We start from the raw sequence: 20,260 nt of genomic DNA, 5'->3' as shown, positions 1-20,260 counted from the left end.
TGCAAGAATTTTTTCGGTCAAGCCCTGTTCGTATTACCAAATTATCGTGCGCTCTAAACACGCGGGCGGAAATCGTGTTTAAATCTTCACTCGTCTTTAACCATGGGAGGCACCCATGCCGTTTGATGGCCTTGGCTACCTGACGACCCAAGCGAAGCCTTCGATCTGGATGCGCCTATCACACTTCGCGCTGGGCATCCCGCCCGTCGCGAAATCTGTTCCTGCCCATATGTTCCAGCCAATTCCGGCAACGCAGCCCGATGCGGCGACCATACAGGTGCTGACAATCGGTCGAGCGTTGATCGAGGACAGGAAAGACTGGGTTCAACGCCGTTACGAAACCCGTGACGGACGCCGTTGTGCTGTCGGCGCCTTGCGCGGTGCGGCTCGTCTGCTCAACGTGCATGGACCGCAGACCGGAGCCAACACGCTGCTACTTTCGGTCGCCATGAGCCGCGGGTTCAACGATATCGAAAGCATGAACGACAACTCGACTCACCGGCAGGTGCTTTCAGCGTTCGACGAAGCGATCAGCCGGGCATCGCCGTCGGTGTAGAGCGTGATCGCCTGAGGCTGACCCAGTCAGAAGGCATGAATCACGCGATCAGACAATGAGTTAAAGCGCGATTCGTGGGTCAACCTAAACCAATCGCGCTTTAAGCCAGCCGAATTTGGCAGAACTCCGGCTGACCCGCGGGTTGGCCGGGTTTCCTCGTAACCCGTCTATCGCCCTTTGCTCGGCCCTACCGGCCGCCAAGCCCGCCCATCGCGTTCCAGCAGCGCGTTCGCCGCTTCCGGTCCATCGCTGCCTGAGGCGTAGTTCGGGAAGCCTTCGGCCTCGTTCCTCGACCAGGCATCCAGCACCGGCTGCACCACCCGCCAGGTTTCCTCGACCATGTCGGCGCGATTGAAAAGCGTCTGGTCACCCGTCATCACGTCGTAGATCAACGTTTCGTAGCCAATGTTCGGCTCACGCGCGAACCAGTCATCGTAACGGAAAGCCATCCGCACGGCCGCCAGGTCGACGACGGCACCCGGTCGCTTCACCTCGAACTGCAGGGCTATGCCTTCATCCGGCTGGATGTCCAGCAGCAGCCAGTTCGGCGGCAAGGCGGCGACGTTGGTGTCCTCGAACGGCGCGTAGGGTGCCGGCTTGAACCGGATGGCGATTTCCGAGAAGCGATGGGACATGTGCTTGCCGGTGCGCAGATAGAAGGGCACGCCCGCCCATCGCCAGTTATCAATCGACAGCCGCATGGCAACATAGGTCTCGGTGCTGGACGCCGGATCGACATCCCTCTCGTCGCGATACGCCACGGCGCCATCCGGACCGGCACCGTATTGACCGCGCACCACATCTTTCGGGTCCACCGTATGCAGTGCGGAGAAGACATCCGTCTTGCGGTTGCGCACCGCCTGTGCGTCAAAACCGGCGGGCGGTTCCATCGCCACCATGGCGAGAAGCTGAAACACATGGTTGGGCACCATGTCGCGCAGCGCGCCGGTCTTTTCATAAAACCGGCCTCGGGTTTCCACACCGACCGTCTCCGCCACGGTGATCTGCACATGGTCGATCCGGTCGCGGTTCCAAAGCGGCTCGAACATGCCATTGGCAAAGCGCAGCGCCATGATGTTCTGCACCGTCTCCTTGCCAAGGAAGTGGTCGATCCGGAAGATCTGGTGCTCCGCGGCACAGCGCAGGATGGCCTGGTTCAGCTCTCGCGCCGAGGCTTCATCGTGGCCGAACGGCTTTTCGATCACCACGCGCCGCCACCGGGTTGGCTTCCCGTCATGATCAAGCTGTTCGTCGAACAGGCCGGCCTTGCCGACATGGGTCACCACCGGGCCGAAGAAGCGATCGGCGACAGCAAGATAGAACAGGCAGTTGCCGCCGGTGTCTTTCTCTAGACCGCCAAGATGCGACTTCAACGTTTCATAAAGCCCCGCGTCTATCAGGTCGCCGCGGACATAGGAAATGTTCCGCGTCAGCCGGCCCCAGATGTCGTCATCGACTTTATCAATCTTGCTTTCGCTGCCCACCTTGCCGACGAAACTCTCCATCATCTTGTGCAGGCTGTCGCGCCACGCGTCCACTGTGACGTCGGCCAGATCGACACCGATCAGGGCGAACCGCTCCGGTAACAGGTGAGTGGTGGCGAGGTTGTACAGCGCCGGCACCAGCAGCCGCTTCGTCAGGTCTCCCCCGGCGCCAAAGATGATCATGGCGCACGGACCTGGCGGTTTGGGCGACCGCCGGGGTGGCGCCGTAAGAACCTGGCCGGTCGTGTGGGGCATTTTCGGGTCTGTCATGTCAGTCAGATGAGAGTCAGCCGCCCCTGATGGGATCACAAAGATGCGAGATGATTACGTTCAAGGCACATACCAGGCCGGTTTGCGCTTCTCCCGAAATGCGGTGGTGCCTTCATGGCCCTCAACCGAGTGGCGCTGGGTCCAGCCCTCATGCGACAGCATCGCCACCTGCCGTTCGTCCAGCAACAGGCCGTTGGCGCCGAGGAAACTGCGTTTCGTCATGGCGATCGCGGTTGGGCCTCCCAGGAACACCGCATCGATAACAGTCGCCAGCTTCGCTTCCATCGCGTCGTCTGAGACGACCTCGTGGATCAGGCCGATTCGTTCAGCCTCATGGGCATTGAAGCGTTCTCCGGTCAGGGCGTAACGCCGCGTGTGCCGCAGGCCGATGGCGTTGACCATGTGGGTGGAGATCGGCGTCGGAGCGACACCGACACGGATTTCGGTAATGCCGAACTGGGAGTCCGGCGTGGCGAAGGCGACATCGGCGCAGCAGACGATGCCGACACCGCCACCGAAGCAGGCACCATGGACCAGGGCGATGGTCGGCTTGGGGAACTCGTTCAGAAGTTGCATCGCACGCGTGGTTGCGATTGAGGCGGCATGGTTTTCCGCCGGCGGATAATCGGCGACCTCGCCAAGCCAGCGTATGTCGGCACCGGCCTGGAAGTGCTTGCCGGCGCCCCGGATCACCAGGCAGCGGACGGCGGGATCGGCGGCGAGACGCCGCAGGCCGTCAATCAAGGCGTCCAGCATCTCGGCGTTGTAGGCGTTCCCAACCTCCGGCCGGTTGAGCGTGACGGTTGCTACCCCACGCGGATCGACGGACAGCAGGACCACGGGCTGGGTCATTGGCGTCTCCACTTTGGCCGTTGCCGGGATCGCTCGCAGCGAGAGATTGCCGAACCGCGTATGGTTGGCAAGGGCCAGGCCGGCGTGGCGAACGGCATGAATGCCGGCCAATTGCACCAGGCGCCTGCCTCCGCCGCGATCGACCAAAGGCCGGCGCCTTGGCCTCCACCTCTGCCATGCAGCGCTTCTAGGTAGAGTTTGCGAAGGGTTGAGTCGCGCATTGAGTTTCCACGTTCGGGGTCAGGCCGCGGTTATGCGGAGACAAGTCGGTCGCTCCTGTCACTCCGCTCATATTGGCCACTGTTCATGCAATTGTAGCAGGTATTACGTTGCACGTTGCACATGAAGTTGGCAGTCGGACCGTATTCCTACGGGGGGGAAATGCCTTGCTAAATCCACCTCTCATCACAATACCTTATTAAGTAATCTCTACACGGGCGCGTTCTTATGGACGTCACCAAAGATATCCAGCCAATGACCGCCTTCCGCAACCATTCAGCGGAAATTATGCAGCACCTTAAGGACACCAAGCGACCAATGATCCTGACGGTGAACGGCAAAGCGGCGGCGGTGGTGCAGGACGCCGAAGCCTACCAGCACCTTCTTGACCTTGCCGCCGATGTCAGAGCGGCCGAAGCCATCCGGCAGGGACTTGAGGACTTGCGGAACGGGCGCACCCGCCCCGCGCGCGGGATATTCGATGAAATCCGCGCGGAGCATGGCATATCGCGTTGACCTGACGGAGCGAGCTGCCCGGAACCTCCGACGCATCTACCTGACCATCAGCGCCGACGACAGCGCCCAGGCCCGCGCCTGGTTCAATGAGCAGGCCGTCCTAAGCCTTGATGAGCACTCGGCCAGAGGAACGCCCATCCCCAAAAACGCCGACCTGCGCCACCTGCTTTACGGCCGCAAGCGGCACCGCTACCGGATTATCCATGCGGTCGACGAGCGCAACAGCATCGTCACTGTGCTGCACATCCGCCATGGCGCGCGCGACGCCTTCCAGAAAGATGAAACGGACAACGACGCTGTTCCATGAGCCTTGGTCTGTGGAGAAATGGCGGCGGCAAATCAGGCTCGATCGCCGGATACTATCGCCCCAATATTATCGCGCCGTGGGGAGCGTGCAGCGCTGCGGCGAATGACGCATGTACAAGGCAGCAACGCCTTCACGCACGTTTGCGGCATCCGGCAACCAGACGACAGCGATGGCCGTTGGCGCACATCTGATCCTGGTCCTGAAGGAGCGCGCGCCGCATGCTCATGTGTATAGACAAACTTCAAGCCGCAATCCAGCGGCTAAACAAGCCCTGCGCGGATGCGGCTTGTCCAACGGCGGGCGGAATCAGCGGCCTGGCCAGCGACAACGATGCCTTCCCGTTGGCTTCCGGGACGCAGAAAGTGCCAAATTCCACAATGTGTTCTTATAGATCATTACGGTGACCATGGCCCAGTCAGAAAGCTTTACCCCCGCGTTGACAGCAGCCGGCGATCGGACGCGCAAGACCGTCGTGATAACCGGTGCCGGGTCCGGGATTGGCCTCGCCGCGGCGCTGCGCTTCGCGCAACACGGCTGGCAGATCGGTTTGATCGGTCGCGGCGAAGCGGCGTTGCGCGATGCGAAGAGCGAAGTGGAAATGGCCGGCGGTATCGGACACGTCGCCATGGCCGATGTGTCCGACTCCGCGGCACTGGAACTGGCCGCGACCGAGATCGAAACGGCGTTCGGCCCCATCGACGTCTGGATCAACAACGCCGGCATCGGCTTCTACGGCAAGTTCACGGATGTGCCGGAAGAGGCGTTCCGTCGCGTCATCGATGTCAACGTCATGGGAACCGTCAACGGAACCCGCATCGCGCTGAGCCGGATGAAGCCGCGCAACCGCGGAACCATCGTGCAGATCCTCTCCGCGGTCTCCTATCGCGGCATAGCGCTGCAGTCCGCCTACTCGACGTCAAAATATGGCCTGCGTGGCTTCACCGAAGCGGTACGCTCCGAACTGATCAACGAGCGGTCGGCGGTTCAGATCACCATGGTCCATCCTCCCGCGGTGAACACGCCGTTCTACAGCCACGCCGGCTCGGTGATGGACAAGGCGCCGCGTCCGCCGCCGCCGGTCTATCAGCCGGAGCTGCTTGGGGAAGCGATCTACCTTGCCGCCACCTCCAGGCGGCGTGAGTGGCGTGTCACCGGATCGACCGTCGGCTTCGCTGTCGGCAATACGATCGCGCCGGACCTGCTCGACCACCTGGTCGGACTGGTCGGTGTCGCGGCGCAAAAAACCACGCGTGCAGCGGTTGTGTCCGCCCGTGACCCAAACACATTCACGGCGTCCACCAAGCCGTCGGGCACGCACGGACCTTTTGACCGCGAGTCGCTCGCATCCAGCATCCAATGGACGATCAGCAAAAGCCCCGCCGCCATGCGGTTCGGGTTCGGCCTGTTGGCAATGGGTGTGTTCTATGCGGCACGCGGCCGGCGATAGGCTGGACGTTGCCAGGTTCGGCCGATCCACCTGCTCGCCGGTCACTCCACGTTGCGGCCAAACCCGTCCACCATCGCCTTTATCCGTTCCGGATCGGCCTGCTCCATCAATCGCCTGGAAAACCGGACGCAGGCGGCGATCTCAACCGCTCGTACAGCCTGCTTCACCCGAGGCACCGCCGACGCGTTCATGCTTAACGACCGCACGCCAAGCCCCAGCAGCAGCGGCGTCAGCCGAGGGTTCGCCGCCAGCTCTCCACAGACCGAAACCGGCATCCGCATGCGCAATGCCGCTTCGACGGCGAATTGCACCAGCCGCAGCACCGCCGGATGGATCGGGTCGTACAGCTCCGCGACATCCACCTCCGCCCGATCCACGGCCAGGGTGTAGGCGGTCAGGTCGTTGGTGCCGATGGCGAAGAAGTCCGCTTCCAGTGCCAGCGCGTCGGCGGACAGGGCGGCACCCGGCGTCTCGATCATGATCCCCAGCGGCGGCAGTTTCTCCGGAATTCGCTCACCGCGCCGGCGCAGCCTGCGGGCAACTCGCTCGTAGAGCTCACGCGCCGCCCGCACCTCCCTGACATTCGTCACCATTGGCAGGAGCACCCGCACCGGCCCGGCGGAGGACGCCCGCAGAATCGCGGAAAGCTGCGTTTCCAGCAGTTCCGGCCGCCGCAGCAGCAGCCGGATGCCGCGAAGTCCCAAAGCCGGATTGGCATCGGCGATTTCCGGCACGATCCCGGCGGCGGACAGTGCCTCGATCTCCTTCTCCCCGCCCCAGTCCAGCACACGGATGCAGACCGGATCGCCATGCATCGCCTCGACAATACCGCGATAGCTTTCGGCCTGCGTATCCTCGTCCGGCACCGTTTCCCGGTTCATGAACATGAACTCGGTTCGCAACAGGCCGATGCCCACCGCACCGGACTGAACGATCAGCGGAAGCTCGATCGGCAGCTCCAGATTGGCTTGCAGCTCCACCACCTCGCCGTCCTGGGTCTGTGCCGGCAGGCGGCGCAGCCGGGCGTATTTCTGCCGCTCACGCGCGAAGGCCGTTACCCCGCGCCGGGCTGCCGCCGTTGCCAGCGGCGAGGGGTTCAGCGTCACCATGCCGGAAATGCCGTCCACCACCGCCACGTCACCGAGCTGGATCGCATGCGCCAGTCCAGCCGCACCCAGCACGGCGGGCACGCCAAGAGCCCGCAGCATCACCGCGGTATGACCGTCCGCACCGCCCTCCTCGGTGGCAACCCCAGCCAGCCGTGACGGGTCCAGCAGCGCCGCATCCGCCGGCCGCAACGATTCGCTGACCAGGATGGCGCCCGCTGGCAGCCCCGCGAAGCTGCGGAATGGCGCCCGTGTCAGATTCCGCACCAGCCGCCGAGCGATTTCCTTGATTTCGTCGGCTCGGCGTTGCAAGCCGGCAAGGTCCTCCGCTGACAGGCCGGGTTCCGCCTGCGCCATGATGGCGTCGCCGATCGCCTCGGCTTCGGTCATCACGGCGGTCTCGGCGGACAGCAACGTCTCCTCGATTCGCCGCCGGACGCCGCGCACCAGGCGAGACGGACCGAGCATGCGGATGTACGCCTCGATCAGCGGCGCGATCTCGGCCTGGCTTTCTTCCGGCAGCACCGCCAGCCGAACCCGCAGTTTCGCCAGTTGCTTGCGGGACTGAATGATGGCGGCTTCCAGCCGGGCGCCCTCCGCGGCGATGTCGGTCGCCGGGATCTTGTGATGGGTGATCTTGGCTTCGGGCTCGGTCGTGCCGAACACCGGCCCTATGGCGATGCCGGCGGATACCGCAATCCCGGCGAACCGGCGCTCCGGTCGTGCTTCGGCGGAAGCGAGGGCAAGGTGGGCCAGTCGCTTGTGCTGCGGCGGCGGTGGATCAATCCGGTTCATCGAAGCCGGCTTCGACCAGGGCTGCCAGAGCGTCCAGCGCCTCCCTGGCATCCCAGCCCTCGGCCTGCAGCTCGATTTCCGAGCCGTGGCCGGCACCCAGCATCATCAGGCCCATGATCGAGCGAGCCGAGACGGTCTGACCGTCGCGCAGCACATCAACGGACGCACCGAAGCGCTCCGCCATGGTGACGAAGCGGGCGGCGGCGCGGGCATGCAGGCCGCGCTTGTTGCAGATGATGACAATGCGGGAAAGCACCGCGGAGCCGGACGGCAGCGGCTCGACCGGCACCTGGCCGGTCATCCGCAGGTTCCGCCGGACCCGTTCACCTTGCAGCCGTGCAGGACATGGGATGCGGCGGCGATGTACTTGCGTCCGGCTTCCTCGGCATAATTCACCGCATCGGCCAACGGCTGCTTTGATCTGACCTTGGCCAGCTTGACCAACATCGGCAGGTTTACCCCGGCGATGACCTCCACCCCCTTGCGCTCCATCATGGAGATGGCGAGGTTGCAGGGCGTGCCGCCGAACATATCCGTCAGCAAGACGACGCCGTCGCCGGTGTCGCAGCGGCCGATACAGGCTTCGATCTCGGCGCGGCGGTTTTCCATGTCGTCTTCCGGCCCGACGCAGACGGTATCGACGTTTCGCTGCGCGCCGACAACATGTTCCATGGCGGACCGCAATTCCTCCGCGAGTCGCCCATGCGTAACCAGGACCATACCGATCATAAGCGAACCAGAATATCCTGGAACGCTGCCGGACCAGGTTGTCCGCGATCTTCACATGTTACCATTGTGTTGCCTTCAGGCCTCCTGCGGATAAGCCGTCAAGGTCCGCGCCTCTTTGTCTAAGTCCGATTCCTCATGCAGCGCAACCGGGCGCTCCGTCAGGAAGCCGCCCTGCATGCCTTCCCGGGCAAGTTCCCGATGCGTGACATGCAGCCGCCAATGCCTAGTATCGTCCGGGCTGTTCAGCGCCGCCGGAACATAATTCGTGAGATGATTCGCCAGTTTTTCAATCAGATGGACGGACCTGTGGCGACCACCTGTACACCCAATCGTGATAGTTGCATATTTTTTTCCTTCCTGCACAAATCGAGGCAACACAAAGTCGACGAACTCCGTGAGCCGGGTAAAATAATTTGCGAAATCCGGGTCGGCCTCCACATAGGCGGCAACTGCTTCATCAAGGCCTGTGCCTGAGCGCAATATGGGATCGTAGTGCGGGTTGCGCAAAAAGCGTGCATCGAATACCAGATCCGCTTCTGGCGGCAGGCCCCTGGGATAGGCAAACGAGATCAGCGACACCACCATCCGGCTTTGCTCGTTGCCCGTCCCGGCGCCGAAGTGCTGCTCGATCAGTCGTCGCAGCCCGGCCAGCGGCAGGTCGGAGGTATCCACTACAAGGTCTGCATGCTGCCGTAAGTCGGCTGTCAGGACCTGTTCCGCGGCAATGCCGTCCAACACCCGCCCCTGCGGCACCAGAGGGTGGCGCCGCCGGGTCTCGGTGAAACGACGCAGCAAGGTGGCCTCATCCGCCCAGGTGTAGACCAGTTCCACCCGCAGGGCCGGGTTGGCGCGCAACCGGCCGATGGCTTCCAGCACCATGGTCGCGTCGAAGCCGCGGGTGCGGGCATCGATCCCCACCGCCAGCTTATGATCGCCGCGCGCCACCATGTCCTCCAGCATCTGAAGCGGCGGATTGTCCACCGCTTCGTAGCCGACATCCTCGAGCGCGCGCAGCACCGAAGCCTTGCCGCCGCCGGAAAGTCCAGACACGATCACCACAGCCAAGGATGCGGTGTCGCTCATGCGGCGAACGCGCCGGCCACCTGTGTCACCAGGCCGAGTGCACAATCAAGCGCCAGCGCCACCCGTTCCGGCGCGGACGGCGCGGCCGCATCGATCCGCACCACAGGGCATCCAAGCAGCGGATGGATCTGTGGTTCCGGCATCCGCTCATTCAGCGGACCAAGGCTGCGCGGACCAAGCTCGACAATCAACGCCAGGTGCGCTGTCGCACGGTATGGGAGACGCACGATGCCAAGCCCTCTCGCCTCCAGCAGCCCCGCCAGTTCGGCTGAGCACGAAACCATGTTGTCCCGTATGTTCACCTGATCGTCAGCTACCAGATCGAAACCGCGCGCGATCAGCCGAAGCGCGAGATCGGATTTACCGGATCCTGATGGACCGACCATCAGTACAGCCTCACCGTTCCTGGACACGCAGCTTCCGTGCATGCGCCGCTGGCTCATCATCGCGCGCACCTTGGGCGCAGCGCGGGGAAAAAGGAAGCGGCTTGTCGGAGAATGCGGCCCATGTCAGCGTGAGGCGACAATGATTGATCGGAATGCCATCGCGGCGGCTTCTGTGCGCATAGCCGGATATGTCCGCCATACGCCAGTCCTGCGGATAACCGGCGCCGATCTCGGCCTTCAGGACCGAGGCAGCGTGCCGGTGGCGCTGAAACTGGAGCTGCTGCAGCACGCCGGCAGCTTCAAGCCGCGTGGAGCGTTCAACCGATTGCTGTCAACCAAGATCTCCGCCGCCGGCGTGATCGCGGCATCCGGCGGCAACCATGGCGCAGCCGTCGCCTATGCCGCGCGATGTCTTGAGCTGCGGGCGGAGATCTTCGTTCCGACGACCACGCCCGCCGCCAAGGTGGCCCGCATCGCCAGCTACGGCGCCCGCGTGATCCAGCAGGGCAAGACCTATGCCGAGGCCCTATTGGCCTGTCGGCAGCGCCAGGCGGAGACCGGGGCGCTGGATATTCATGCCTACGATCATGTCGATGTACTAGCCGGACAGGGTACCGCCGGGCAGGAGTTCGAGCGGGACGCGCCTGATCTGACGCATGTCCTGATCGCCACCGGTGGCGGCGGCTTGATCGGCGGCATCGCCGCCTGGTACGCCGGCAGCGCCGCCGTGGTCAGCGTCGAGCCCGAAGGTTGTCCAACACTGCACGACGCGTTGTGCGCAGGGCATCCGGTGGATGCGCCGGTCGGCGGCGTGGCCGCGGACAGCCTGGGTGCCAGGCGAGTCGGAACCACGATGTTCCCGATCGCCGCCCGCTTTGTCGCCCAGTCGGTGCTGGTGCCGGACGCGGCAATCCTGACGACGCAAAGGTTGCTTTGGGAGCGATTTCGGCTGATCGCCGAACCGGGCGGCGCGACCGCGACAGCCGCCCTGTTGTCCGGTCGTTTCCAGCCGCCCAATGGGGCTCGGGTCGGCATATTGATCTGCGGCGCCAATACTGACCCCGCCAGCATCGCCGGCATCGGGTAAGGCAGTCCAGACGCAGGCGTGACACGCTTATCGCATCATGGCGTGCGGCGGCTTGCCATCGGCATCGTTGCCAAGGGCTCGCGCACCATGTCCCGAAGGCAGCCAGACAGTTCGGCGCCATCAACGATTCATTCATACCTGCCCGACAAAATGAAAAAGCCGACGGGGATCATCCCGTCGGCTTAACACCTGGAGGCAGGGATGCTGAACCATCCTGACTTCCTGTTGCTCATGTTGGTGATCGTGATCATAAAAGTCAAGATCATCATCAAAAAGCGATAGGGGAATGGGCCGGTCCATTCGCGGGCCGGTCCACCCTAGGTGATCCCGCCTCAGGCGGCCTTGGCCATCCCCCGCAGCACGTACTGCAGAATCCCGCCGTGCTGGTAATACGCCACCTCGTCCACCGTATCGATCCGGCAGATCACCGGCACCGTGTCCACCGTCCCGCTCGCCCGGTGGATGACCAGCGACAGTTCCATCCGCGGCGTGATGCTGTCGAGCCCTGTTATGTCGACAAGCTCATCGCCGGTGATGCCCAGCGAGGTCCGGTTCATGCCCGGCTTGAACACCAGCGGCAGCACGCCCATGCCCACCAGGTTGGACCGATGGATCCGCTCGAAGCTTTCCACGATCACCGCCTTGACCCCCAGCAGCATGGTTCCCTTGGCCGCCCAGTCGCGCGATGATCCAGTGCCGTACTCCTTGCCGCCGAAGATCACCAGCGGCACGCCTTCCGCCTTGTACTTCATCGCCGCGTCGTAGATCGGCAGCATCTCCCCGGACGGCAGATGCTTGGTCATGCCGCCCTCGACGTTGCTCAGCATCTCGTTCCGAATGCGGATATTCGCGAACGTGCCCCGCATCATGATTTCGTGGTTGCCGCGGCGGGCGCCGTAGCTGTTGAAATCCTTCTGCTGCACCTGCCGCTCCAGCAGGTAGTCGCCGGCCGGCGAGGTCTTCCGGATCGATCCGGCCGGGCTGATATGATCCGTGGTGATGCTGTCGCCCAGTTCCGCCAGGATCCTTGCACCGGTGATGTCACCGACCGGCTTCGGCTCCATGGTGATGCCGTCGAAGTAGGGCGGATTCTTCACGTAGGTGGAGCCGTCGGACCAGCGGTAGGTGGCGTTGTCGCCATCGACCTCGATCGCCTGCCACTGCTTCGGCCCCTTGAACACCTCGCCGTAGCGCGACAGGAACTGCTCGCGCGACAGGCTGGTAGCGATCAGGTCGGCGATCTCCTTGTTGGTCGGCCAGACGTCCTTCAGGTACACCGGCTGTCCGTCCGTCCCGGTGCCCAGCGGCACGGTAGTGATGTCCTCCGTCACCTTCCCCAGCAGCGCGTAGGCGACCACCAGCGGCGGCGACGCCAGGTAATTCGCCCGCACATTGGCATGCACGCGGCCTTCGAAGTTGCGATTGCCGGAGATCACCGCCGCGCCGACCAGCTTGTGGTCCTCAATCGCATCGACGATCGCATCGTCCAGCGGACCGGAGTTGCCGATGCAGGTGGTGCAGCCATAGCCGACAGTCTGAAAGCCAAGCGCGTCCAGATCGGCGGTCAGCCCGGCCTTGTCCAGATAATCGGTCACCACCTGGGAACCCGGCGCCAGCGATGTCTTCACCCAGGGCTTCGGCTTCAGCCCCTTTGCCCGCGCCTTGCGGGCCACCAGCCCGGCCGCCACCAGCACGGATGGATTGGACGTGTTGGTGCACGACGTGATCGCCGCGATCACCACGTCACCATGGGTGATGTCGAAATTCCTCCCCTCGACCTTGATAGATTTGCCGACGTCATTGGCCGGCACGCCCAGGCTGCTTGTCAGGTCGGCCTTGAACGATGCGGCGACATCCTTCAGCAGCACCCGGTCCTGCGGCCGCTTCGGTCCCGCCATGCTGGGCAGCACCGCACCAAGATCAAGCTCCAGCGTATCGGTGAAGATCGGATCAGGCTTGCCGGGCTCGTGGAACATGCCCTGCACCTTCAAATACGCTTCGACCAGCGCGATACGATGGGTGTCGCGGCCGGACAGGCGCAGATAGTCCAGCGCGACCTTGTCGACCGGAAAGAAGCCGCAGGTGGCACCGTATTCCGGCGCCATGTTGCCGATGGTGGCGCGGTCCGGCAGGCCGAGATCGTCCAGGCCCGGCCCAAAGAACTCGACGAACTTCCCAACCACGCCCTTGCGCCGCAACATCTGCGTCACGGTCAGCACGAGGTCCGTCGCCGTGGCGCCCTCCGGCATCTTGCCGGTCAGGCGGAAGCCGATCACGTCGGGGATCAGCATGGCGATCGGCTGACCCAGCATGGCGGCTTCGGCCTCGATGCCGCCGACGCCCCAGCCGAGGATGCCCAGGCCGTTCACCATCGTGGTATGGCTGTCGGTGCCATAGAGTGTATCGGGATAGGCGTAGGTCGTGCCGGCTCTGCTGGACGTCCAGACGCACTGGCCGAGGTACTCCAGGTTCACCTGATGGCAGATGCCGGTGCCGGGCGGCACGACACGGAAATTATCGAACGCGTCCTGGCCCCACCGCAGGAACTTGTAGCGCTCGCCATTCCGCTCGAACTCGACCTCGACGTTCTCTTGCAGTGCGTTAGCGGTAGCGGAGACATCGACCATCACCGAATGGTCGATCACCAGGTCAACCGGGATCAGCGGGTTTACCTTCTGCGGGTCACCGCCCAGGCGGGTGATGCCGTCGCGCATCGCGGCCAGATCGACCACACCGGGCACGCCGGTGAAGTCCTGCATCAGGATGCGCGCCGGCTTGAATGGGACTTCGGCGGTGGAACCGGCTTTTTCCAGCCAGCCGACGATCGCCTTGGCATCATCGACCTTGTAGCTACGTCCGTCCTCGAACCGCAGCACGTTTTCCAGCAGAACCTTCAGGCTGACCGGCAGGCGGGACATGTCGCCCAGGGTCTTCGCCGCCTCCGGCAGGGAGAAATACACATACGCCTTGCCGTCCACCATCAGCGTGCTGCGCGTCTTGAGGGTGTCCTGACCAACTGTTGTCATTCGTGTCTATCGTCCCGGATCGCGGGACGCCTTCCCATTGTCGCGGCGGGGGTGGAGTGCGCGCCGCGAATGAAATACTTTCCGTGGTTCGGCTTTAACCACACCGGCCGGTGATCGTCCACCGGCCCTAATCTGGCGCAAATGCCTTGACTCGAGGGATTGATGTGTTGACCGCGGAGGCTCTGGCGGTTTTCCGCGGCGAACGACTGGTATTCCGCGACCTGGAATTCAGCGTCCCGGCGGGGGGTGCCCTGGTACTGGCCGGCGCCAACGGCTCGGGAAAGTCGACCCTGCTGCGGCTGCTGGCGGGACTGGTGCGGCCGGTCGCCGGCCGGCTGCTGTGGCGGGGTGAAGACGCCTTGGCGGACCTTGCTGAACACGGCCGCCGGATTGCCTATGTCGGACATCTGGATGCGGTGAAGCCTGGGCTGACGGTGTCGGAAAATCTGCGCCTGGCTGCCCGCATGGCGGGGCGTCCGGTGGGCGGCGCGTTGGCGGCGCTGGCGTTGCAGCCGTTGGCCGACCTGCCGGCACGCATGCTGTCGGCAGGGCAGAAGCGCCGCCTGGCATTGTCGCGGCTGGTGCTGTCGGATGCACCGCTGTGGCTGCTGGATGAGCCGACGCTGGGGCTGGATACCGCGTCCATCGAGCGGTTCGGGGCGCTGCTCGCGGCGCATCGAGCCGGCGGCGGCATGGTGGTGGCCGCCACCCATGTGCCTCTGCCGCTGCCTGACGCGGCCAGCTTCCGGCTGGGCTGATGCGCGCTTTCCTGGCTGTGCTGGCGCGCGACTTGCGCCTGTCTGTCCGACACGGTGCGGACACCACGGCCGCACTGCTGTTCTTTCTGGTGACGGCGTCGCTGTTCCCCCTGGCGATCGGCCCAGCGCCGGAAACGCTGGGGCGAATCGCGCCCGGCATCGTCTGGGTCTGCGCTCTGCTGGCCGCACTGTTGCCGCTGGACCGGCTGTTCGGCGCGGATCAGGAGGATGGGTCGCTCGACCTGCTGCTGCTGTCCGGCCTGCCGGCCTTTGCCATTGCCGGCGCCAAGGCGGTGGCGCACTGGCTGGCCACCGGCGTACCCTTGTTATTGGCCGCCGGTCCGGTGGCGGTCATGCTGCGCATACCAGACGCCTCACTTCCCGTCCTGCTGCTCGGCCTGCTGCTGGGCAGCCCGCTGCTGTCGCTGTTCGGCACGATGGGGGCGGCGATCGTGTTGGGCGCCCGACGCAGTGGCGTCCTGCTGCCGCTGCTGATCCTGCCGCTGGTCACCCCAGTGCTGATCTTCGGGGTCGGCGCCGCCGACGCGGTGTCCACCGGCCTGTCGCCCCGGCCGCATCTGTTGCTGCTGGCGGCGATGCTGGCAGCGGCGGTGCCGCTCTGCCCGATCGCCGCCGGAGCGGCGCTGCGCGCGGCGGTGGAGTAGGGTGAATCCTACGTCAGGCATCAGCATCGGGACTGCCTGCGGTGCAAGCATCCACTTCACGTCCGGACGCCACCATCAATGGCGACAATCGACGGTCCACAGCCCTGGCGCCACCGGTTCTGCCAACGCGAGACGCTGTCCGGCGGAGGCTCAGGCGCCGCCGATCGCGCGCGTGATGACGCCCGTTCCCGAGCAGTATTCGCATTCCTGTGCTGCCGCTTTTCCGGAACCATTGCAGCGCGGGCAAACATCGTCCCCGGAGCCTGGCGTGCCAGGCGGCACTTCATCCCCTGGTCAGGCCATCTTCTTTGCAATCGGGTCTTGCGACGGATCTGTTGCCATTGACCATTCCTCACCCTGGTCCTGAGCGAACGTCGTGTCGTCGTGGCGGTTGCGCCTGGCCAGGACGGGATGGAACGCAATGCCGCGCCGACGCCACCAGCCGATTACAGCTTGCCATTCGGGGCTGCGAGCCTTGACAAGGATCACGGACCAATCACGGCTGTGTGGCAGGCATCGTGGCGCAGTTCCGGCATCACGCCGAACTCGTTACGGACTGTCGCAATCAACGCTGGTTGATCAAGAGAATTCAGACCCTTAGGCTCTTAACCTCATATCAGGGTTCAAAAGCGCGGCATGGCGCGTCGCGCTGCTTCGACAGGTCAGACGGCATAGGCAAGTTCGGGACGACCAGCGGATTCAGCCCACGACGTCAAAGATCTTTCCCCATCCGCTGATCCGCGCCGGATTGACCCCCGCCAGCCGCAGGCTTTTCCAGACGGCTGTGGCGATGGTGTCGTAGATCGGAATCCCGATCTCCTGCTCCAGTGTTGCTACCAGCGGTGCCGATCGTAGATTTGTGCAGATGATCCCGATCGCATCCGGCTTGTGCACGGCAACCGCGCGGACCATCGCGATCAGCATCTCGTCCGCCACCTGGGAAAACGCGAAGTTGTCCTGAATGCCCAAACCTGGTTCGGCTACACACTCATACCCCAGTTTCGCGTAGTTGGCGATGAGCCGGTCCTGGACCGGTGCGATATAGGGCGTCACCAACCCGAACCGCTTGACCTGGGTGGCAGCCAGGATCTCGTTCAGCGCCAGCATCGACGTGCCGGCCCGGATGCCGGTCGCCGCCGTGATCCGCTGGCACAGGCGTTCATCCGCCTCGAAGCCCAGCCAGCCGGCCGAGGTTCCATTCCAGGCGATCACGTCCATCTTGGCATCCGCCAGAAGCTCCGCCGCGGCCAGGATCGCGCTATCGTCGAATTGCGCCAGAGCCGTCTCGGTCAGCGCGATCTCGGTCACCCGGAACCGGGCGTAGTGCATCGACACGTCATCCAGCGCCGCCACCATCGATGTTGTCACTGGCTCCAGCGTCGTGTTGGAGGACGGCGTGAGCATACCCAGGCGGACAGGTGCGTTCATGACAACCTTTCTTATAACGCCAGGAACCAGCCATGATGGCAAACCTTGATCCGCCTGACGCGTTGCATTGGAGACAGGCATCCTGCCTGAAGAGAACCGAGACCATGACGACGAAACAGCAGCACGGAGAACGCGACCAGGCGCAGGACCGGGCCGTGGAAGACACTTTCCCGGCCAGCGATCCGCCCGCGAACTCCGGCATTACTGGCGCGGAAGTACCTGCCGAGCCGTCTGACGAACGTGATGTTGAAGCTCAGCCGACCGGCACGCCCACCTCTGACCGTCACGCCACCGAAACCGCTCATCATTGGGAACCGGAGGTCAAACCGACCGACAAGGGTGGCAAGGACACGTGAAGGCACGGAACTTTCCAGCCGAAGCTGTCCTCATGTGCACCGGCTGGCAGAATCCGTGACAGGGTCTGTCCCAGCGACTGGTTTCCCGCATGATACCAAATCGATGCGATATGGGCCGGAGGTTTACCCGGCCATCCGCCCCAACAATCCGCATTGCCATCGGATCTTGTAACAAGCGAACTATGCCTATGGGACGACAACCAACGCATGAGAGGCGGGAGAATATCTACGGCCGCTCGGGGCAATCCCGCCCCTAGCAATGCCGGGGCTGCGGTGTGAACTCGCTCATTTTTGCATTCATGACAAAATCGCCGAAGTCCATTTGCATGTCGTCGGCAACCCCATTCTCCCAATACCGCATTCCCACCTCATAGCTTGGCGTCATCGTGTTGGGCTGGTGGTCGAAGAACGACAGGTGGACACGGGTGCTGGGAAGTCCCGAAAGCACCGGCCATTTGGTGGCGAAGGGCGGATTCCAGTTCAGGATAACAATAAAGCTATCCTCCACGCCGTTTTCGTCGGTGCCATCGAACAGCGGCAAGGCCAGGAACCGCTTCCTGTCGCGCGCCGCCGCGATAATTGCTGACGTATGCATCATCGGGAACAGCGTGCCGGCGGGCAGCGTGCTGATGCTGTCATGCGGGCTGGTGTAGTGCGCTTCGCCCGAGCCGCCCGTGCGTTGCAGGGAAGCTTCCCCATCGGTCTGGCTGGTGACCGCTTCATCCGTCATCTGCCGCACATGATAGCGAAACTTCAGGCCGCTTTTGGCCTCCCAGGTGGCATAATCCGAGGACATCTCGATGTCCTGGCCATCCGCATTGGTAATGGTCATGCGTAGCCGCTGCCGTACCGCCCACCCATCGCAGGCATCGGTGACCTCGTATCCCATCGTGCCGTGGGCCGCGATCACGTCGCCGCCTTTGGCCGAACCCAGGGTCAGCGTATAAAGCGCGCGATGTGCCAGCAGCCCGGTCGACGCCGGAGGCGGCACCGGTGCACTCGCGGCGCCGGCCGGCTGGGCTACGACATTGGCGGTCAGAAGCAGCGCGGCAAGCGCAGCGGGGAAACGCATTGAGAACTCCGCAAGACAATCCCACCAGGATAAGATGACCGCCGGGATCGCGCTACCGCTGATGCTTGCGCAAATCGCGGCCTCAGCCACCCGTGACCCGCGTCTTTGGCGGCAGATCGAGCCTGAGCGACAATTCCTTGAGCCGGGCAGGCGTGATTTCGGCGGGTGCGCCCATGAGAAGGTCCTCGCCCTGCTGATTGAGCGGGAAGGGGATGACCTCCCGGATATTTGGCTCGTCGGCCAGCAGCATGACCATCCGGTCGATGCCGGGCGCCGACCCGCCATGCGGCGGAGCGCCATAGCGGAAGGCGTTCAACATGCCGCCGAAGCGGGCTTCCACGTCCGCCGCTGCATAGCCGGCAATCTCGAAGGCGCGGATCATGATGTCCGGGCGGTGGTTGCGGATCGCGCCAGAGGATAGCTCGATCCCGTTGCAGACAATATCGTACTGGTAGGCCTTGATGGTCAGCGGGTCCTGGGTGTTCAGCGCCGCCAGCTCGCCCTGCGGCATGCTGAACGGGTTGTGGCTGAAGTCGATCTGGCCGGTTTCCTCGTTCAGTTCGTACATCGGGAAGTCGGTCACCCAGCAGAAGCGGAAGGCGTTGGTCTCGAGCAGCCCAAGTTCGTCGGCCAGCCGGGTCCGGACAGTGCCGGCGAATTTCGCGGCGGTGTCCTTCTTGCCGCCGACGAAGAACACGGCGTCGCCTGGCTTGGCGCCGCTGGCAATACGGATCGCCTCGGCCCGGTCGGCTTCCAGGTTGCGCGCGATTGGGCCTTTTGGACCGTCAGGGTCGTAGACGATGTAGCCCAGCCCGCCCTGGCCCTCGTTCTTGGCCCAGTCGTTCAGCTTGTCGAAGAAGCTGCGCGGCTGGCTGCCGGCGCCGGGCGCGGGGATGGCACGCACGGTGCCGCCGGACGCGGCGATACGGGCGAACAGGCCGAAACCCGAACCGGCGTAATGTTCGGTCACGTCGGCAATCCGGATCGGGTTGCGCAGGTCGGGCTTGTCGGAGCCGAATTGCAGCATCGCGGTGTCATAGGGGATGCGTGGAAAAGGCGGGCTGGTCACGATCCGGCCGTCCGAGAACTCCTGGAACACGCCGGCGATCACCGGCTCGATCGTGGCGAACACGTCTTCCTGGGTGACGTAGCTCATCTCGAAATCGAGCTGGTAGAACTCTCCGGGGGAACGGTCGGCACGCGAGGCCTCGTCACGGAAGCACGGCGCGATCTGAAAATACCGGTCGAACCCGGCGACCATCAGCAACTGCTTGAACTGCTGCGGCGCCTGTGGCAGCGCATAGAACTTCCCCGGGTGCATGCGCGCCGGCACCAGGAAGTCACGGGCGCCTTCGGGGGAGGACGCGGTCAGGATCGGTGTCTGGTATTCCAGGAATCCCGCCGCGATCATGCGCTGGCGGACCGAGGTGATCACCCGCGACCGGAGCACCATGTTCTTGTGCAGCTTCTCCCGCCGCAGGTCGATGAAACGGTATCTCAGGCGGATATCTTCCGGAAAGCGTTCCTCCCCGGCGACCTGCATCGGCAGGACTTCGGCGGCCGATTGCACCACCAGGTCAGCGACGCGCAGCTCGATCTCCCCGGTCGGCAGCCTTGGGTTGATGGTGCCGGTCTCCCGCATCACCACCTGGCCGGTAACGGTGATCACGCTTTCCGGCCGGACCCGGTCGGCGGCGTCGAAGGCGGCGGAGCCGGCGGCGAAGACGCACTGGGTGATGCCGTAATGGTCGCGCAGGTCGATGAACAGCAGGCCGCCATGGTCGCGCTTGGAATGTACCCAGCCCGACAGGCGGACCTGCTGGCCGGCATCGGCGGCCCGCAAGGCGCCGCATGTATGACTACGATAGGCGTGCATCGTCTGGTGTCCCGGCAACCGTATCAACGCCGGCACACAAGCCCGGCTGCGTTCTTCAAGTCAAGCGGCGTGCGTGATCAGCAGGAAGGCAGGGCTCTGCCCAGACCCGCTAAGGACTGATGCCCCTGAAACCCGCCATTTGAATGGTTCCAAGGGGCGTCGTCCCTTGGCGGGGTTCGGGGCAGCGCCCCGGCCTTGCTTAATTCCCCGCTTGCATTCCACGCCGCAACATCCAAACATCC

The 20,260-nt window shown here is 64.0% G+C and carries 19 protein-coding genes; 8 read left to right on the top strand and 11 right to left on the bottom strand.

Annotated elements, in window-relative coordinates; translation table 11 throughout:
- Positions 1–115 precede the first annotated feature (115 nt).
- Complete coding sequence (locus ACQY4S_RS06325) at positions 116–556, top strand: DUF6197 family protein (RefSeq protein ID WP_428484340.1); 441 nt, start codon at positions 116–118, stop codon at positions 554–556.
- A gap of 167 nt (positions 557–723) precedes the next feature.
- Here the strand turns inward: ACQY4S_RS06325 and zwf are convergent, their stop codons facing one another.
- Positions 724–2,223 carry a glucose-6-phosphate dehydrogenase gene (zwf, locus tag ACQY4S_RS06320; protein ID WP_428484339.1) on the bottom strand — a complete coding sequence of 500 codons (1,500 nt, stop codon included), beginning with the start codon at positions 2,221–2,223 and terminating at the stop codon, positions 724–726.
- 147 nt (positions 2,224–2,370) lie between these two features.
- Entirely contained in the window at positions 2,371–3,162 is a 792-nt protein-coding gene (locus ACQY4S_RS06315; RefSeq protein ID WP_428484338.1) for an enoyl-CoA hydratase-related protein, read from the bottom strand.
- A gap of 447 nt (positions 3,163–3,609) precedes the next feature.
- On the opposite strand from ACQY4S_RS06315, the gene ACQY4S_RS06310 reads away from it, so the two are divergent.
- The 3 genes from ACQY4S_RS06310 to ACQY4S_RS06300 all read left to right on the top strand — a co-directional run bounded on the left by ACQY4S_RS06310 (position 3,610) and on the right by ACQY4S_RS06300 (position 5,651).
- Positions 3,610–3,897 (top strand): type II toxin-antitoxin system Phd/YefM family antitoxin, encoded by a 288-nt coding sequence (locus ACQY4S_RS06310; protein WP_428484337.1) that lies wholly within the window; start codon positions 3,610–3,612, stop codon positions 3,895–3,897.
- Positions 3,881–4,204, top strand: coding sequence for a type II toxin-antitoxin system RelE/ParE family toxin (locus tag ACQY4S_RS06305; RefSeq protein ID WP_428484336.1), 324 nt, complete (start codon positions 3,881–3,883; stop codon positions 4,202–4,204). The genes ACQY4S_RS06310 and ACQY4S_RS06305 overlap by 17 nt, the downstream gene beginning before the upstream one ends.
- Before the next feature lie 406 nt (positions 4,205–4,610).
- Positions 4,611–5,651: an SDR family oxidoreductase gene (locus tag ACQY4S_RS06300; RefSeq protein WP_428484335.1), complete on the top strand. Its 1,041-nt coding sequence runs from the start codon at positions 4,611–4,613 to the stop codon at positions 5,649–5,651.
- A 41-nt stretch (positions 5,652–5,692) separates the two neighbouring features.
- Here the strand turns inward: ACQY4S_RS06300 and ptsP are convergent, their stop codons facing one another.
- From ptsP to ACQY4S_RS06275, 5 genes are all read right to left on the bottom strand, one after another.
- Positions 5,693–7,552, bottom strand: a complete 1,860-nt coding sequence (gene ptsP / locus ACQY4S_RS06295) for a phosphoenolpyruvate--protein phosphotransferase (RefSeq protein ID WP_428484334.1) — start codon at positions 7,550–7,552, stop codon at positions 5,693–5,695.
- Positions 7,539–7,853, bottom strand: coding sequence for an HPr family phosphocarrier protein (locus ACQY4S_RS06290; RefSeq protein WP_428484333.1), 315 nt, complete (start codon positions 7,851–7,853; stop codon positions 7,539–7,541). Before ACQY4S_RS06290 ends, ptsP begins: the two co-directional genes overlap by 14 nt.
- The gene (locus ACQY4S_RS06285; RefSeq protein ID WP_428484332.1) at positions 7,850–8,281 is read right to left on the bottom strand and encodes a PTS sugar transporter subunit IIA; all 432 of its coding nucleotides are present in this window, start codon (positions 8,279–8,281) and stop codon (positions 7,850–7,852) included. Before ACQY4S_RS06285 ends, ACQY4S_RS06290 begins: the two co-directional genes overlap by 4 nt.
- A gap of 75 nt (positions 8,282–8,356) precedes the next feature.
- Positions 8,357–9,364 (bottom strand): RNase adapter RapZ, encoded by a 1,008-nt coding sequence (gene rapZ, locus ACQY4S_RS06280; protein WP_428484331.1) that lies wholly within the window; start codon positions 9,362–9,364, stop codon positions 8,357–8,359.
- A complete protein-coding gene (locus tag ACQY4S_RS06275) occupies positions 9,361–9,807 on the bottom strand; it encodes an HPr kinase/phosphorylase (protein WP_428484644.1) in 447 nt (148 codons plus the stop codon). The genes rapZ and ACQY4S_RS06275 overlap by 4 nt, the downstream gene beginning before the upstream one ends.
- A gap of 82 nt (positions 9,808–9,889) precedes the next feature.
- On the opposite strand from ACQY4S_RS06275, the gene ACQY4S_RS06270 reads away from it, so the two are divergent.
- Positions 9,890–10,837, top strand: coding sequence for a threonine/serine dehydratase (locus tag ACQY4S_RS06270; protein WP_428484330.1), 948 nt, complete (start codon positions 9,890–9,892; stop codon positions 10,835–10,837).
- Between the two features lie 332 nt (positions 10,838–11,169).
- Here ACQY4S_RS06270 and acnA read toward each other — a convergent pair whose 3' ends face one another.
- The gene (gene acnA / locus ACQY4S_RS06265) at positions 11,170–13,863 is read right to left on the bottom strand and encodes an aconitate hydratase AcnA (protein ID WP_428484329.1); all 2,694 of its coding nucleotides are present in this window, start codon (positions 13,861–13,863) and stop codon (positions 11,170–11,172) included.
- A gap of 164 nt (positions 13,864–14,027) precedes the next feature.
- On the opposite strand from acnA, the gene ccmA reads away from it, so the two are divergent.
- On the top strand, positions 14,028–14,621 hold the full coding sequence (gene ccmA, locus ACQY4S_RS06260; protein ID WP_428484328.1) for a heme ABC exporter ATP-binding protein CcmA: 594 nt from the start codon (positions 14,028–14,030) through the stop codon (positions 14,619–14,621).
- Complete coding sequence (gene ccmB, locus ACQY4S_RS06255; protein ID WP_428484327.1) at positions 14,621–15,286, top strand: heme exporter protein CcmB; 666 nt, start codon at positions 14,621–14,623, stop codon at positions 15,284–15,286. Before ccmA ends, ccmB begins: the two co-directional genes overlap by 1 nt.
- A gap of 699 nt (positions 15,287–15,985) precedes the next feature.
- On the opposite strand, the gene ACQY4S_RS06250 is transcribed toward ccmB, so the two are convergent.
- Positions 15,986–16,714, bottom strand: coding sequence for a maleate cis-trans isomerase family protein (locus ACQY4S_RS06250; RefSeq protein ID WP_428484326.1), 729 nt, complete (start codon positions 16,712–16,714; stop codon positions 15,986–15,988).
- Positions 16,715–16,746: 32 nt separating this feature from the next.
- Between ACQY4S_RS06250 and ACQY4S_RS06245 the strand changes: the two genes are divergently transcribed.
- Positions 16,747–17,070, top strand: a complete 324-nt coding sequence (locus ACQY4S_RS06245) for a hypothetical protein (protein ID WP_428484325.1) — start codon at positions 16,747–16,749, stop codon at positions 17,068–17,070.
- 253 nt (positions 17,071–17,323) lie between these two features.
- On the opposite strand, the gene ACQY4S_RS06240 is transcribed toward ACQY4S_RS06245, so the two are convergent.
- On the bottom strand, positions 17,324–18,142 hold the full coding sequence (locus ACQY4S_RS06240; RefSeq protein ID WP_428484324.1) for a cell envelope integrity EipB family protein: 819 nt from the start codon (positions 18,140–18,142) through the stop codon (positions 17,324–17,326).
- Positions 18,143–18,224: 82 nt separating this feature from the next.
- Positions 18,225–20,018, bottom strand: coding sequence for an aspartate--tRNA ligase (gene aspS, locus ACQY4S_RS06235; RefSeq protein WP_428484323.1), 1,794 nt, complete (start codon positions 20,016–20,018; stop codon positions 18,225–18,227).
- Positions 20,019–20,260: the final 242 nt, after the last annotated feature.

The sequence above is a fragment of the Rhodopila sp. genome, from assembly GCF_965276935.1.
Taxonomy (GTDB): Bacteria; Pseudomonadota; Alphaproteobacteria; order Acetobacterales; family Acetobacteraceae; genus Rhodopila.
The sequence above is the reverse complement of the archived record's forward strand: the minus strand, read 5'-3'. Positions and strand labels throughout refer to the sequence as shown.